The following is a 15,710-nucleotide window of genomic DNA, read 5'->3' on the forward strand; positions in this document are numbered from 1 at the left end:
TCAGTCAACATTTCTATCGACAGATTCACCGCTTTCGCGAGCAAGCCCGCTCCCACAGGGTCTTGCGTTTAAATATTCAGCAGTTGCAGGCGTTCGCGGATCGATGCTTCGATCCCGGCCTCATCCAGCCCGCACTCCGCCAGCATTTGCGCCGGCTTGGCATGCTCGACGTAAACATCCGGCAAGCCCAGGTGCAGCATCGACTTGAGGATGTTCTCGCGGGCGAGGAACTCACTGACCGCGCCGCCGGCGCCGCCCATGATGGCGTTTTCCTCGACGGTCACCAGCAGTTCATGGCTGCCGGCAATCTCGCGAACCAGTGCTTCATCCAGCGGTTTGACGAAACGCATGTCGACCACGGTCGCGTCCAGCGTCTCGGCGACTTTCAGCGCCTCGGCCAGCTGTACGCCGAACACCAGCAGGGCGACCTTGCTGCCCCGGCGGCGAACCACACCCTTGCCGATTTCGATCGGCTCGAGGTCTTTCTCGATGGTCGCATTCGGGCCATTGCCGCGCGGATAGCGCACGGCCGCCGGACCTTCGTACAGGTGGCCGGTGGTGAGCATCTTGCGCAGTTCGTTTTCGTCGCTCGGGGTCATCACCAGCATGCCGGGGATGCACCGCAGGAACGACAGGTCGAAGCTGCCCGCATGGGTCGGGCCGTCTTCGCCGACCAGGCCGGCACGATCGATGGCGAACAGGACGTCGAGGTTTTGCACTGCGACGTCGTGCACCAACTGGTCGTAACCGCGTTGCAGGAAGGTCGAATAGATCGCCACCACAGGCTTGGCGCCTTCGCAGGCCATGCCGGCCGCCAGGGTCACGGCGTGTTGCTCGGCAATCGCCACGTCGAAGTAGCGCAGCGGGAAACGCTCGCTGAAGGCCACCAGGTCCGAGCCTTCCTTCATCGCCGGGGTGATCCCGACCAGACGCGGGTCGGCAGCCGCCATGTCGCACAGCCATTCGCCGAACACGCCGGAGTACTTCGGCCCGCTGGCTTTTTTCGGCGGGTTGGCCGGCGCATCGACAGGCTCGAGCTTGGTGATGGCGTGGTAACCGATCGGGTCGACTTCAGCCGGGGCGAAGCCTTTGCCTTTCTTGGTGACGATGTGCAGGAACTGCGGGCCCTTGAGATCGCGCATGTTGCGCAGGGTGGCGATCAGGGTGGGCAGGTCGTGGCCGTCGATCGGGCCGATGTAGTTCCAGCCCAGCTCTTCGAACAGGGTGCCGGGCACCAGCATGCCTTTTGCGTATTCTTCGGTGCGGCGGGCGATTTCCCAGGCACCCGGCAGGCGCGACAGCACTTTCTTGCTGCCCTCGCGCATGCTCGCATAGGTGCGACTGGAAAGGATCTTCGCCAGGTAGTTCGACAAGCCGCCGACGTTGCGCGAGATCGACATGTCATTGTCGTTGAGGATCACCAGCATGTTGGCGTCCACTTCCGGCGCGTGGTTCAGCGCTTCGAACGCCATGCCGGCCGTCAGTGCGCCGTCGCCGATCACGGCAATCGCCTTGCGCTCGCTGTTCTGCAGGCGGGCGGCAATCGCCATGCCCAGGGCCGCGCTGATCGACGTACTGGAATGGCCGACGCCAAAGGTGTCGTACTCGCTTTCGGAACGGCGCGGGAAGGCGGCAATACCGTCCTTCTGGCGCAGGGTGCCCATGCGCTCGCGACGACCGGTGAGGATCTTGTGTGGATAAGCCTGATGACCTACGTCCCACACCAGCCGGTCGTCCGGGGTGTCGAAAACGTAATGCAGCGCGATGGTCAGCTCGATGACGCCCAGGCCTGCACCGAAATGCCCACCGGTCTGGCCGACCGTGTAGAGCAATTCCAGGCGCAACTCATCGGCCAGGGTTTCCAGCTCGGCTTCGCCTAACCGGCGCAGGCCGTCCGGCGTGTTCGCGCGGTCGAGCAGGGGCGTGGTCGGGCGCTTGCGGGGAATCTCATGGAACGTCGTGGGCATCAGGCGAATCGTTATAGGTATAAAAGATGCGGCAGTTTACCTGATGCATCGGCCCCTGCCCACGCGTTGGTCTTTTTTGGCGGATACGCCGTCAGCTGCGGCGCGAGACGATGTAGCGGGCGAGGTCGCGCAGGGGCTCGGCAGCCGCGTCAAACGGTCGCAGCGCGTGCAGCGCCTGATCGCGCAGTTCCAGGGCATAGGCCTTGGCGGCGTCGAGGCCGAGCAGGGCTGGGTAGGTTGGCTTGTCGCGGGCAATGTCGGCGCCCTGGCGTTTGCCAAGAGTTTCGGTATCGCTTTCGACGTCGAGAATGTCGTCCTGGACCTGGAAGGCCAGGCCGATGGCCTGTGCATAAGTCTGCAGGGACTTGAGTTCGTCCTTCTCGGCGCGACCGCTGGCCAAGGCGCCGAGCTTGACGCTGACTTCGATCAGCGCGCCGGTCTTGTGCCGGTGCATGTATTCGAGCGCCTGCTGATCGAGCTTCAGGCCGACCGAGCCAAGGTCGATGGCCTGGCCGCCGACCATGCCCGCCGGACCCGCCGCCAGGGCCAGCGCACTGACCATTTGCAGGCGGATCTCGGCGTCGGCATTGCTCAGGCGCGGGTCGAGCAGGGCGCTGAACGCCAGGCTCTGCAAGCCATCGCCGGCGAGGATCGCGCAGGCTTCATCGAATTTCTTGTGCGTAGTCGGCTGGCCGCGACGCAGATCGTCGTCGTCCATGGCCGGCAAATCGTCGTGTACCAGCGAATAGGCGTGGATCAGTTCCACTGCGCAGGCCGCGCCGTTGGCCTGCTCGGCCTTGCCGCCCAGGGCTTCGCAGGCGGCGTAGGCCAGCAGCGGGCGCACGCGCTTGCCGCCATTCATCACGCTGTAGCGCATGGCTTCGTACAGTCGCGCCAGCTCAGGGCTCGGCGCGGTGAACAGGGTTTCCATGGCGGCGTTGACGCGGGCCTGGCTGGTCGCCGAATACGCTTCAATCATTCTGGTTGATCCGCGTCGAAGGGTTCCTCGGCCAACTCGCCGTCACGCTCGAGCAGCACCTGAACTTTTTGCTCGGCCTGGGCCAGCGCCGCCTGGCAATCGCGGGTCAGGCCGATGCCTTGCTCGAAAGCGGTCAGCGAGTCTTCCAGCGATAATTCGCCATTCTCCAGGCGCTCTACCAGCGTTTGCAGGTCAGCGAGGGATTGTTCGAAATCCAGTGCAGCTTTTTTGCGGGCCATGGCGGCGATTTCCGGTTGACGTTAAACCGGCGCGACACTAGCAGATAGGGGGTTTATGGGCAAATACACCGGCACCGCAAGCCCCCTGTAGGAGCTGCCGCAGGCTGCGATCTTTTGATTTTGTTTTTTAGAAGCAAGATCAAAAGATCGCAGCCTTCGGCAGCTCCAGGGTTTCAGGATAATTGATCTGCAACCTGAGGACGTGAGCCGATTAGAAAGGCTATTCGGCTCATATAGTGAGCCGAATATGATCTTTATTCGGCTCAGCGTCCAGCCGTCGGCGTGATTCGCACCTCATTTTCAGCGTTCTCCGATTGTTAGGCGCGGACTGAGCGTCTAACCTTCGCGCCATCTACGACCCGCGAGCCTGGGTCTTTCAGACGAAACGCAGTATCCGCATCTGTAACGCGCCGAGGATCAGGCGCAAGGTTTCGTCATGCATGGCAGGAGGCGTTACATGCGCTCATTTCTTTTGCTGCTGATCGGCTGGTTCTGTGCGCCCGCCCTGGCCGCGCCGAGTGCCGAGTTGTCGGAGCCGGTGGGCGGCTGGCGCTTCAACGGTTTGCTCGACCGTACGGAAAACCCGCAAGTCGCCTATCCCACGCTCCCCATCGACCGCGGTGTGCAGCGCAATCGCACGATGATCCAGGGCCAGCTCAAGGCCATCGGCGCACAGCGCGGGCCCCATACCTTGGCGGTCAACGGCAATCCGCTGAACCTGTACACCGACGATCAGGGGCGTTTTGCCCGGCCCTATGCATTCGGGGCCGGTTCCAACAGCGTCGAAGTGCGCAGTGTCGAAGGCCAGTCGCTCAAACGCGTGCAGTTCTATGAAGCCAACAACCTGCGCACCCCGGCGCGGATTCGCGTGGTGCTGGGCTGGGACGATCCGAAAGCCGAGCTCGACCTGCACATCGTCACCCCGGACGGCCAGCACGCGTTCTGGGCGCGCCCGGCCATGAGCAATGGCGGCGGCCTGGACCCGGACGGCGTCGACGGCCCTGGCCCGGAAATGTTCACCATGACCGCGCCGCTGCATGGCACCTATCTGGTTTACGTCAACTATTGGGGCAACTTCGGTAGCGGCGGCTATAACTTCGATGAGACCAGCAACCAGAACGAGGTCATCACCTCGCAGATCAACCTGGTGCTCAACGAAAACACCGTCGACGAAAAACGCGAAACCTTCATCGTGCCCCTGCGCGCGATCGGGGATCTGCTGCTGGTCAAGACTTTCAACTATTAAGCATCCCGCTCCACGGATGAACTGGGTTTTGTGAAATGAGCGATAGCACTATTTTACCGGCGGCTGAAACACCGAGCGCCAAACCGTCCCGCCGTTGGCCGGTCATTGTGGCCGGGCTGTGTCTGGTCGCGGGCGTGGCCGCTGGCATGGGCTGGCTGATGCATAAAAACAAAGCCCCGGCACCGCAACTGGCGGCTGAAAAGCTCGGCATGAGCCGCCCCGATGGCCTGCTCGAAACCCATTCCCTGAGCCAGTTGCCCAAAGACCTGCTGGCGGTGCCGTTCCTCAAGGAAACCCTGACCGAAGATTTCGTCTTCTATTACCAGACCCATGCCGATCGCCTCGGGCTGATTGGCAGCCTGCGGCGGATCATTTACGAACATGACCTGAAGTTGCAGGACACGCTGATCGAGCAGCTGTTCGATCAACCGGCGGACGTTGCGTTGTGGCGCGGGGCGGACGGCCGGCTCAAGGATTTTCTGCTGGTGATGGATCGTGGCGGGCTGGCCAAGGTCTTGGAGCCGCTGGCGAAAGTGGCGCTGGATGATTCGCAGTTGAGCAAACTCGCGGACGTGAAAGTCGGCAACGACGACGTGGCGCTCTATCAACTCACGTACAACGCCAGCAAGGCGCTGCTGTTTGCTTCCCACGGCGACAAGCTGGTGGTGCTGTCGAATCCGACCAGGCTCTACGATCCGCAAAGTGGGGCGACGCAGGAAGCGGGCGGCGTCTCGACCCAAGCCATCGCCGCGCTGCTCAACGGCGACAAACTGTTTCCCGAAGCCTTCGGCCTGCAACCCCGCGCGCCAGAGGTGAAACAGCGGCTGTCGGTGAATGCCAGTGTGCTGGCCATGGGGTATCAGCGTTTCATTCCGAACTTCGCCGGATTGCGCTTCGACATGGACGACAAGGGCTGGCACAGTTTCCTCGCCATGGATGAACTGGACAACCAGCCGGACTTCGATTTCAAACCGATCTGGCAAGCCATGCCCATGGGCGCCAGCGCTTGTGTGACCCTGCCGCTGGCGGCCGAACAACAGCAGCCGCTGCTGCTCAAGCTCGGTGCCGACGAGGCCGCCGCCCAGGCGCTGACCGAGCACATGGGCGGTGCGGCGGGCCTGTGCTGGTACGCCGATTCGCGGCTGTATACACCGCTGCTGGTAGCCAGCCTCAAGGATGAAGACAGTGCCAGCCTCGATGGTGAACTGGGCAAACTGTTCGGCTCGATGGTCGGCGCTTATGAAGGCAAGGTCGATGAACATGCGTTCCCGGTGGTCGAGAAGCAGGAAGGCCTGAGTCATCAATGGCAGCGCCAGGTCAGCTCCAGTTTCGGTCCCTATGCGGCAAAGGATGCATCCGATCCCGATCAGATCACCGGCAAGGCCTTCATGAAAGTCAGCCTGGCGCGTCACGGTTCGACGCTACTGTTTTCCCTCGACGACAAGCTGGTGGATAAAGCCCTCGGCACCCTCGACAAACGCTTCCCGCCGATGGCCGACGTGGTGCCCAAGGACCTGCTGATGCCGGTGTATTTCGGTCCGGACGCCATGGCCCAACTGATGCAGCGCGAAACCCTCGACAGCCTGCCGCAAGACATGGAACCGGTGTTCTACAACGCAGCGCAAACCTACCTGATCCCGAAATTGCGCAAGCTCGGCGGTTACGGCAAGTACGCCCTGACCCTGCCCGAGGGCAGTGAACCTGATGGCCACTGGCAATGGCTGCCCCTGGAGTGGAAAGCGCTGTGAACGCACTGATCCGCAGCCTCGGCGTGCTCGCATTACTGTTGAGCGCGGGCGCCCGGGCCATCGACGCACCGGCGCTCGACCCACAGCAATCCCAAATATTCCGCGCCTGGTTCGTGCGCATCGCCCAGGAGCAACTGAGCCAGGGCCCGAGCCCGCGCTGGTATCAGCAGGACTGCGCAGGGCTGGTGCGTTTTGCCGCCAACGAAGCGCTGAAAGTCCATGATGACAAATGGCTGCGCAGCAATGGCCTGTCCAACCGCTACCTGCCGCCGGAGTTGCAACTGAGCGATGCCCAGCGCGGCCTCGCCCAGCAGTGGCAGCAGGGCGGCGGAAAGGTCGGGCCCTACGTCAACGCGATCAAGCTGATTCAGTTCAACAGCCAACTGGTTGGCCGCGATGTCGCACAGGCACGCCCCGGCGACCTGATGTTTTTCGATCAGGGCGACGACCAGCACCTGATGATCTGGATGGGCCGCTACATCGCCTATCACACCGGCACCACCACCCCCACCGACAACGGCATGCGCTCGGCAAGCCTGCAACAACTCATGACATGGAAGGACACCCGATGGATACCCGATGCAGCCAACCCCAACTTCATCGGCGTCTATCGACTGAATTTTCTCTCCCAATGACCGGTGCCCGCATGCTGCGTTTTCTGTCCCTGTTGTTGGTATTGGTGCTGCCTCTGTCGACGGCAAACGCCGCAGACACCGTCGAGCCCAGTGGCTACACGCCGGTGGCCGGTGAGAGTTTTTTCCTGTTGGCCGACAGCAGTTTTGCCAGCGACGAACAGGCAATGGTCCGCCTCGAAGCGCCGGGTCGCGACTACCGTCGCTTGCGCATGGAACCCTACGGCGGCGCCGACATTCGGGTGTATCGCATCGACAAGCCGCTGGATTTCCTCAAGCGCCAGAAGAACCTGCACCGGGTGGTCAGTGACGGCCAGTTCAAAGGCGAAGGCTTGTCGAATACGCTCGCCTACCTGTGGGACAACTGGTACCGCAAATCCCGCCGGGTGATGCAGCGGGCGTTTTCCTACGAGTCGCGTAAACAAGTCACCGAGCAGGTGCCGGAACTGAAAATGGGCAACGCCATGGCCGCGCCAACGCCCTACGACGCGCAGCCGCAATTCGCGCTGATTCCGGGACTGCCGGTGGTCAGCCAGTTTCGTTATCCGCTGTGGCAAGCCAAACCAATCCAGCCGCCTGAAGGCGTCAACCTCGCCGGGTCTTCCAGTGAATTCGTCAGTGTCGCGCCGGGCAACGTCTACATCCCGTTGGGCCACTTGAAACCGGGGCTGTATCTGGTGGAAGCGTTGATCGGCAAGTACCGTGCGACCACCATGGTCTTCGTCTCCAACACCGTGGCGGTGAGCAAGATTGCCGGGGACGAACTGCTGGTGTGGGCCGCGCGTAAACACGAGGGCAGCTCGGTGCCCAAGGTCAATGTGCTGTGGACCGATGGCCTGGGGGTGATGAGCAGCGGGGCGACTGACGCCGATGGTTTGCTGCGCCTGAAACACGTCAGCCCCGAACGTTCGTTCGTGATCGGTGAGGATGAAGAGGGTGGGGTTTTCGTTTCGGAAAACTTCTACTACGACAGCGAAATCTACGACACCAAACTCTTTGCCTTCACCGATCGCCCGCTGTACCGGCCAGGGGATTGGGTATCGCTGAAAATCGTCGGGCGCGAGTTCAAGAATGCCCGGGATTCGGTGCAGCCAACCGCTGCCGACGTCAATGTGACGGTGCTCGATGCGACTGGTACGGCGCTGCAAAGCCTGGACCTGAAACTCGACTCCAAGGCCGGCACTCAAGGCCGTTTCCAGTTGCCGGACAACGCCGTGGCCGGTGGATATGAGCTGCGTTTCAACTACAAGGACCAGGCCTACAGCAGCGCCTTCCGCGTGGCTGAATACATCAAGCCGCACTTCGAAATCTCCCTGAACCTGGCCAAGCAGGACTACCGCACCGGTGAACCGGTCAAGGGCAACCTGGTGCTGCTGTATCCGGATGGCAAGCCGGTGGCCAACGCCAAACTGAGCCTGAGCCTGCGCGCCCAGCAACTGTCGATGGTCGACAACGAGCTGCAATACCTCGGGCAATTCCCGGTGGAACTGACCAGCACCGAACTGACCACCGACGCCAAGGGCAACGCCGTCCTCGATTTGCCGGCTGCGGAAAAACCGAGTCGCTACATGCTCACGGTGTTCGCCAGCGATGGCGCGGCGTATCGGGTCAAGACCACCAAGGAAATCCTCATCGATCGCGGCGCGGCGAATTTTCGCTTGAGTGCACCCCGGCGCTTCAGTGCGGTGGGCGACAAGGTAACGTTCAGCTACGTCAACGAAAGCGAACAAAGTGCAGTGGTCACCCCGAGCAGCTATGGCTGGGTTCGCCTGGAAGACCAGAGCACTGGCGAAGGTAAACTCGCGGCAACCGACAAAGGTTTCTCCCTGGCCTTCGAGCGTCCCGGCACCTACAACCTGACACTCAGGGACGACCACGGCCGCACCCTCGGCGCCACCGGTCATTCGGTCACCGGCGAGGGCGTCAAAGCCGTACCGGGCACCGTGGAAATCGTCCTCGACAAACCCGAGTACAAAGCCGGCGACGAAGCGCTGGCGTTGATCACCTTCCCCGAGCCTATCAACGATGCGCTGCTGTCGCTGGAGCGCGACAAGGTCGAGGCCACGGCGTTGCTGTCCAAGGGCAGCGACTGGCTGAAGCTGGAAAAACTCAGCGACACTCAATACCGCGCGCGCATCGTGGTAAAGGACAGCTTCGCGCCGAACCTGACCTTCTCGGTGCTGTACACCAAGGGCGGCCAGTACAGCTTCCAGAACGCCGGGATCAAGGTGATCACGCCGCAGATCGACGTGGCCATCGCCACGGACAAAGAGACCTACCGACCCGGCGACACCGTTTCGGTAGACCTGACCACGCAGTTCGCCGGCAAGCCGATCCCGGCGCATCTGACGGTCAGTGTGGTCGACGAAATGGTCTATGCCTTGCAACCGGAAATCGCCCCCAGCATCGACCAGTTCTTCTACCATCCGCGCCGCAACAACGTGCGCACCAGCGCCAGTCTGTCGTTCATCAGCTACGACGTCGCATTGCCCGGCAGCCCCGGCGCGCCGGGCAAGGCCAACCGCAGCGAGCGCGGGGTGAAAGTGCTGGAGCGGCCGCGTCGCGAAGACGTCGACACCGCCGCCTGGCAACCGGAGCTTGTGACCGATGCCAACGGCAAGACCCGGTTCACCTTCAAGATGCCGGACTCGCTGACCCGCTGGCGCATCACCGCCCGGGCCATCGCCGATGACGGCCAGGTCGGGCAGAAGAAGCAGTTCGTACGCTCGGAGAAACCGCTGTACCTGAAGTGGAGCGGGCCGAGCAAATTCCGCGCGGGCGACAAACCGGATCTCGGTGTGTTTGCTTTCAGCCAGGCGCAAAACCCGCTCAAGGCTGAGCTGGTGATTCATTACGCGGGCAGCGATCAACGGGTTCCTGTCACGCTCAACAGCGGCATCAACTACCTGCCGTTGCCAGCGTTCGAGTTGGTCAATGGCGAGTGGAGCGCCGAACTGGTACAGGACGGCAAAACCGCCGATGCCCTGGCCGTGCGCCTGAGCGCAACCGGCGAAGGTTGGCAAGTCACGCAAAGCCAGCGCCTGGACGTGGCTGGCGCGGAGACGCCGCTGAGCCTGCCGGCGGATGCCACGGATATTCGCCTGCGCCTGGATGACAGCCCGCAAGCGCTGTTCCGTGCTGCCCTCGATGACCTGCTGGGCTACCCGTATGGCAGCGTCGAGCAAACCGCCAGCGGTTTGCTGCCGCTGAGCATCGCCTATCCCGCCTTGTCGTCTAACCCGCAGGTGCGCGATCGCTTGCGTCTGATCATGCAGAACAGCCGCCTGCGCCTGGTGCAGATGGCTGGTCCTTCGGCGAGCTTCACCTGGTGGGGCATGGACGGCGAGCCAGACGCGTTTCTCACTGCCTACGCCTATTACGCCGACTGGCACGCGAGCCGGGTGCTGGAACTGAGCCTGCCGCCGGAACACTGGCAGCGGGTGCTGGAGGTGTACGCGAAACAGGCGAAGAGCACTCCGCTGCTGCAACGGGCATTGATCCTGTCGTTCGCCAGGCAGATGCAGTTGCCGGTCAACACCTTGCTCAGCGGTTTGATGGAAGATCTGATGCAGGCAGGTGAGGGGCGTGCCGATAACGTCATGGACGTGGCGGGCGATAGCCTGGTCATGGGGGATCCGGATTCGGCATTGGGCCTGGCCGCTGCCCGCGTCTTGACTGCCTCGTTAGCCGCGCAATCGAAGGTCGCTTTGCCGGACGCGTTCAAGCGGCAACTGGCCGACGCGCAGCAGCGCCTGGCCAACAGCTCCGAGCCGTTTGCCGAGGCGTTGAATGCGTCACTGCAGCCTTTCGATCAGGCCCACGCGCAAGCGTTGTTGCAACGTCTGCTGCCACAGCAATCCACCCTGGAACGCGCGCTGGCACTGACGTGGTTGCAACGCAGCATCGAACAGGCCGCGCCGGCCGTGGCCCTGAAACCGGGCGACGGCTGGAAGCAGGAGCAGGGCGCCACGGGTGAAGTCTATTGGACCTGGCAAGGCGCACAGGTACCCGGCGTATTGTCGTTGAGCGGTGCGCAGGAGCGGCCACTGAGCGCCGCATTGAGCTTCCAGAGCCAGCAGCCAGCGGTCGATCCGCTGCCCGTGACCATCACCCGTCGCCTGTCGCAACTGGTGCCGGGCGATGAAGCCTTCACCTTCAAGCTGCAGCCGGTCGGCCATGCGCCGTTGTCCAGCGACAATCTGTATCTCGACGAAGTGATCCTGACCAGCAAAGCCGCCAGACCCTTGCGCTATGGCCTGCTGGAAGTACCGCTGCCACCGGGCGCGGATGTCGAGCGCACGACTTGGGGCATCAAGCTCATGGGCAAGGCCGGGACCGAACCGTCGGCGCTGGAGAAGGCCCGTTTCGAGCCGGGACAAATGGCCTACGCCGTTCCGGTGGATGCCTTGAGCGGCGAACTGCGCCTGCGTCACCTGGTGCGTTTCTCGCAGAAAGGCCAGTTCAACCTGCCGCCGGCGCGCTTCACGCAGGTCTACGCGCCGCAGCATCAGGCCCAGGAGCAGAAACCGGCGCTCGGTCAGGTGACGGTTCACTGACATGCATCGGCCTTGGGTCTGGTTGCTGCTGAGTCTGATTCCCGCGCTGGTCACAGCGCAGGAGGAACCGTTACGGCTGGCCTACAAGGATCAACTGCTGACGTTGAGCCACACGCAACTGCTGTCGCGCGAGCCCTTGGCCGACAGTCTGCAGGCGCCCCTGGGCAGTGTCTGGAAGCTGTTTGTGTACGCCTGGCTGGTGGATACCGGCGCGCGGGAGCCGGCGTATGAGTGTCGCGGGCAGTCGAAAGAGGAAGTCTATTGCTGCGCTGCGGGTGGCAAAGTCGAGCGGGATCAGGCGTTGGTGAAGTCCTGTGGGTTGTATTTCGAGCCGGCGCGCCTGGCGCTTGACCCTGGCGCCTGGCGTGAATACTGGCAGGCACGACAGGCACCGCAGTGGCTGCTGGACTTGCCGTCATTGCAGCCCGCCACCCGGGTGTCGGTGGTTGAATTGTTGCGCGCGCTGGCGCTGATGCCGGCGCAGGACCAGGCGCGTCGCGTGTTGCTGGATGTGCTGTTGAACGCGGCGGATGGCAACGTCGTGGGCGAGCTCGGTAGCCGCTTGCGGGTAAAGACCTGGAGCTGGCTGGGGGATCGGGATGCGGCATCGCGCCAAGGTGGATTCGCCGGTTGGACAGCGGATGGCACGCCGATCTGGGCGGGAGGGCGCGGAACCAGCCAGCGGGTCCTGCGCGACTACGCCCAGGCCTTGTCTGCGGTGGTGCCGACGTCCTGGCCGGCGGAGGCGGGGCAGTGTGTCGAGGTCGATCTGTTCTCGCGTTATCCACTTCAGCGGGTCATGTCAGGTGACCGCGTGGTGTCCTCCGGCCAATTGCAGGGCAATTACCGCGTCGAGTTCGTCAACGGCAACCAACTGGATATCCACAGTGACGGCGAACTGTTTTTATTCAAGGACAAGCTGGTCGCCCGACTGGATCGCGAAGAGTATGTTGCCCGAGTTCTGCAGCGTGAGGCCAGCGCCGAACCCGCCGAAGCCGCCAAGGCACTGGCCGTGGCCATCCGCACCTACCTGCTGCAAAACGCCACGCGCCACGGTGATTGCCTGAGCATCGACGACAGCAGCCAGCGCCAGCGAGTCGCCCCACGCCCGGCCACTGCGGATACCCGCGCCATCGCCGCCTGGACCAGCGACCTGGTGCTCGCCGGCAGCACGGTGACCTACCACTCCAACCAGCCAGGCCTCGACAAATTGTCCTGGCAACAAGCCGTGGAACAAGCCAACACCGGCCAGCGTTACGACGCCATCCTGCTCCACGCCTACCCACGCGCGAGCCTCAGCCGCTGGGACAATCCTGTGGCTTCCTGCGAAGCACTGCCCGCCGCACAAGACTGGCTGCAAAAGCAGCGCCGCAGCTGGCGCCCGCGCCTGGAAGGCGAAGCCGGCTACAACGAAGTCAGCACCTTCGCCGTCTGCCGCCTGGCCTTCGGCCGCCCCTTCGTCGACCGCGAACGCCAGCGCCTCTACGTGCGCGGCGTGCTCTCCCTGCAGGACCGCCTCGACCTGACCCACGAATACCTGCACCTGGCCTTCGAAGCGCACCCCAACGGCCAGGATGAAACCTACATCGAAGGGCTCGCCCGCCACCTTTTGCTGGAATAGACCATGACCCATCGTTATCCACAGGTCTTGCTGCTGCTCTGCGCGATCGCCGTGCTATCGCCGGCAACCGCCGCCGACAGCGTCAAACTCGACACCCCCTCCGGCGGCTGGCGAACCGGCGCAGCCGAAGGTGAAGGCGAGAGTTTTCGCCAGGTCGTCAACTACCCGGCATCGTCGGTGAACACCCCGACAGGCCAGGCAAACACCGCGCGCATCGCTGGTCAGATCAAAGCTGCGCCGAAGAACGGCGACCCCGGCCGGCTGATCGTCAACGGCGTCAGCATGCCCCTGAAAATCGATCCATCAGGCGGCTTCGATCGACCATTCTCCTTCCCCAACGGCAGCAACAGCGTCGAAGTCCGCAGCCCCGACGGCCAACAACGCCACCGAACCCAGTTCCTCAACGCCAGTGGTGGCGCGACTCCTGCCAAGCTGCGCGTACTGCTGGCCTGGGACAGCGACGGCACCGACCTCGACCTGCACCTGATCACCCCGGACGGCGCCCACATCTGGTACGGCGACCGCGCCGTGGCCAACGGCGCCGCCCTCGACGTCGACGTCACCACCGGCTACGGCCCGGAAATCTTCGCCATGCCTGCGCCGATCAAGGGGCAGTATCTGGTGTATGTGAATTACTTTGGCGGTGGGTATCGCAGTGATGAAGAAGGGCAGGAGGATGCGGTTCAGCCGCTGACCACGGCCCAGGTGACCGTGATTACCGAGGAAGGGACGCCGAGCGAGAAGATGGAGACGTTTCTGGTGCCGATGCGGGCGGTGGGGGAGTTGACGTTGGTGAAGGCGTTCAGTTATCCGTAAATCGCCAGTCGCGCGAACGGCTGCTTGCCAGGCGCAAGCAGCCGCAACATTCACCCTACTTCGCGACCACCAGCGCCGGTGGCTGCCAGCTGCCGTTGCCAGCGGGAAGAATCGAAGGCGGTGCGGTCTTCGGCCAGTAGAGACGCATCACCAGATACACCGTGTCGTCAGGTGCGGGCAGCCAGTTGGGCTCCTTCGCCTTGCCCGGCGAATCCTTCTGTATGTACAGGGTCAGCGAGCCATCCGCGTTCTTCGTCATGGCTGACAGCATCGGCGAATTGATCAGGTAGCGGTTGAGCGGATTCTTGATCAGCAGCTGGCTTTTGCCGTCGTACATCGTCACCGACCAGAAGGCATTGACGGGCGGCAGCTTGCCGGCCGGGAAGGTGAGCGTGTAATTGTGCTTGCTGGTATCGAGCGTCTGGCCGCTGCCGTCGGTGCGCGTGAAGGGGTACATCGCCTCGGCGGCGTCGTTGCCGTACAGGCCGCCCTTCGCGGCACCGGCACGCATGAGCCAGTTGGACTGGTAGAACGCCTGATCACCGAAAAACGCACCGACGTTCCAGCCATTGATATTCTTCAAGCCGCTCGAGAGAAACTTGTCGACCTTCTCGTCACCGGCCTTCATCCCAAGAAGGACCGCGGCCTTGTGCTCGAGCGAGAGGTCCTTGAATTCAAATTTCCGGCCGGGACCGACCCCGATGCTTGCCAGCCTGGCCCGGATCGCCTTGTCGTCAGACGATGCTGGCACATACTCCATCGCGGCAGACAGGTACTCGAAGAAGTTGGCCTTGATACCTGCCGTGGTCGCCGGTACGAAATCGATCTTCGGCGCAGCGGGCGGCGCGGGTTGATGAAGGAAGGCGGACAGCGGCTGGATCTTGTAGCCCGCCTGCACCTTCTCGACATTTGGCATGTCGGCCGGATTGAACAACTGGGTGCGGATCAAGGTGAGCGCGAAGGGGGTCGAGGACGTAAACACCTTGTCGATGCCCGGAGGTGTCGCACCCTTCCAGTCAGGCCCTGCAACCAGATAGCTGCCGGCTGCGCTGGCAGTCGCCCGACTGCCGATGTAGCCATAGTTATAGGTGTTGCCGTCGATCAGTTGTATTGAGTAGTAACGCTTTTTGGAGACCGCGGGTACCGTGATCACCAGCGGCTCCGCGCGCAGGTCGGCCCAGAGTATCGAGTACGGCGTGTCGCTGTTTGGCGTAATGACCGCGGTATCGGCGGGCGTCGCGACCCGATGCTCGTTGTGCAGTTGATTGAAGGGGGCCTTGAACTGGCTGGACTTGGGGTCCACCGCGAACTCATTCATCACCGCATAGTTCATGACCAGCGGCAAACCGTAGATAAACCCTTCCTCGGCGATCGCCTTGGTCTGCTCAAGACTCGGCGCGGCCACGCCCTTGGCTACATCCGCCTTGTCTGCCTGCGCAATCGGATCGTTCTTGCCCGCGCACCCCGCGAAAAGCGTTGATCCCGCTACGACAACTGCCGCAGCGATCGTCCAGCCCCTGTATGACATCCTGTTCATTTTCACCTCGTTAGTTATGAGCAACTGCAGGTTATGGGCAGTTGCAAAGAAAACTGGGGATCAGGTCCGCGGACACTATGCAGACATCAGAAATGCATCTTGCATTTTCGGACAGCCAGCGAGAGGTATAGCTCGGATTTTTGGGCAGTGCATACGAGAGGGGGGATTTCACTCGAGGCGACTCGGGACGGCTTCCATTCAAAAGCCCGGAGGGCGTTATCCCGAGTTTTTTCAGGCGAGTCGGCTTTCTGGCGGGCATTAAAAAGCCGGCTTGTGGTTAGCTTTTTATTGATGTAACTGTTTGAAACTAAATAAGTTGTCCTGTTTTTTTAGCCTTCAGTTCCCCCATCTGTTCCCCCACTTTTTGGT

Annotated in this window: 10 protein-coding genes; 6 read left to right on the forward strand and 4 right to left on the reverse strand. The window is 62.6% G+C overall.

The window, feature by feature from the left end:
* Positions 1-68 precede the first annotated feature (68 nt).
* From dxs to NPS56_RS09665, 3 genes are all read right to left on the reverse strand, one after another.
* Entirely contained in the window at positions 69-1,967 is a 1,899-nt protein-coding gene (gene dxs, locus NPS56_RS09655) for a 1-deoxy-D-xylulose-5-phosphate synthase (protein ID WP_274074419.1), read from the reverse strand.
* Between the two features lie 91 nt (positions 1,968-2,058).
* Entirely contained in the window at positions 2,059-2,946 is an 888-nt protein-coding gene (ispA, locus tag NPS56_RS09660; protein ID WP_274074420.1) for a (2E,6E)-farnesyl diphosphate synthase, read from the reverse strand.
* Positions 2,943-3,185, reverse strand: a complete 243-nt coding sequence (locus NPS56_RS09665; protein WP_007894317.1) for an exodeoxyribonuclease VII small subunit — start codon at positions 3,183-3,185, stop codon at positions 2,943-2,945. Before NPS56_RS09665 ends, ispA begins: the two co-directional genes overlap by 4 nt.
* 457 nt (positions 3,186-3,642) lie before the next feature.
* On the opposite strand from NPS56_RS09665, the gene NPS56_RS09670 reads away from it, so the two are divergent.
* From NPS56_RS09670 to NPS56_RS09695, 6 genes are read left to right on the forward strand one after another with little or no spacing between them, the layout of a single operon-like run.
* Entirely contained in the window at positions 3,643-4,431 is a 789-nt protein-coding gene (locus tag NPS56_RS09670; RefSeq protein WP_274074421.1) for a YfaP family protein, read from the forward strand.
* A 35-nt stretch (positions 4,432-4,466) separates the two neighbouring features.
* Entirely contained in the window at positions 4,467-6,179 is a 1,713-nt protein-coding gene (locus tag NPS56_RS09675) for a DUF2138 domain-containing protein (protein ID WP_274074422.1), read from the forward strand.
* On the forward strand, positions 6,149-6,814 hold the full coding sequence (locus tag NPS56_RS09680) for a DUF1175 domain-containing protein (protein ID WP_274074423.1): 666 nt from the start codon (positions 6,149-6,151) through the stop codon (positions 6,812-6,814). The genes NPS56_RS09675 and NPS56_RS09680 overlap by 31 nt, the downstream gene beginning before the upstream one ends.
* The gene (locus tag NPS56_RS09685) at positions 6,811-11,367 is read left to right on the forward strand and encodes an alpha-2-macroglobulin family protein (protein WP_274074424.1); all 4,557 of its coding nucleotides are present in this window, start codon (positions 6,811-6,813) and stop codon (positions 11,365-11,367) included. Before NPS56_RS09680 ends, NPS56_RS09685 begins: the two co-directional genes overlap by 4 nt.
* A 1-nt stretch (position 11,368) precedes the next feature.
* Positions 11,369-12,988 (forward strand): DUF2300 domain-containing protein, encoded by a 1,620-nt coding sequence (locus NPS56_RS09690; protein ID WP_274074425.1) that lies wholly within the window; start codon positions 11,369-11,371, stop codon positions 12,986-12,988.
* 3 nt (positions 12,989-12,991) lie between these two features.
* Positions 12,992-13,804, forward strand: a complete 813-nt coding sequence (locus NPS56_RS09695; protein WP_274074426.1) for a YfaP family protein — start codon at positions 12,992-12,994, stop codon at positions 13,802-13,804.
* A 55-nt stretch (positions 13,805-13,859) separates the two neighbouring features.
* Here NPS56_RS09695 and NPS56_RS09700 read toward each other — a convergent pair whose 3' ends face one another.
* Positions 13,860-15,332, reverse strand: a complete 1,473-nt coding sequence (locus NPS56_RS09700; RefSeq protein WP_274074599.1) for a DUF1254 domain-containing protein — start codon at positions 15,330-15,332, stop codon at positions 13,860-13,862.
* Positions 15,333-15,710 lie beyond the last annotated feature (378 nt).

The organism is Pseudomonas putida, assembly GCF_028682635.1.
In the GTDB taxonomy this organism is placed as follows: Bacteria; Pseudomonadota; Gammaproteobacteria; order Pseudomonadales; family Pseudomonadaceae; genus Aquipseudomonas; species Aquipseudomonas putida_AE.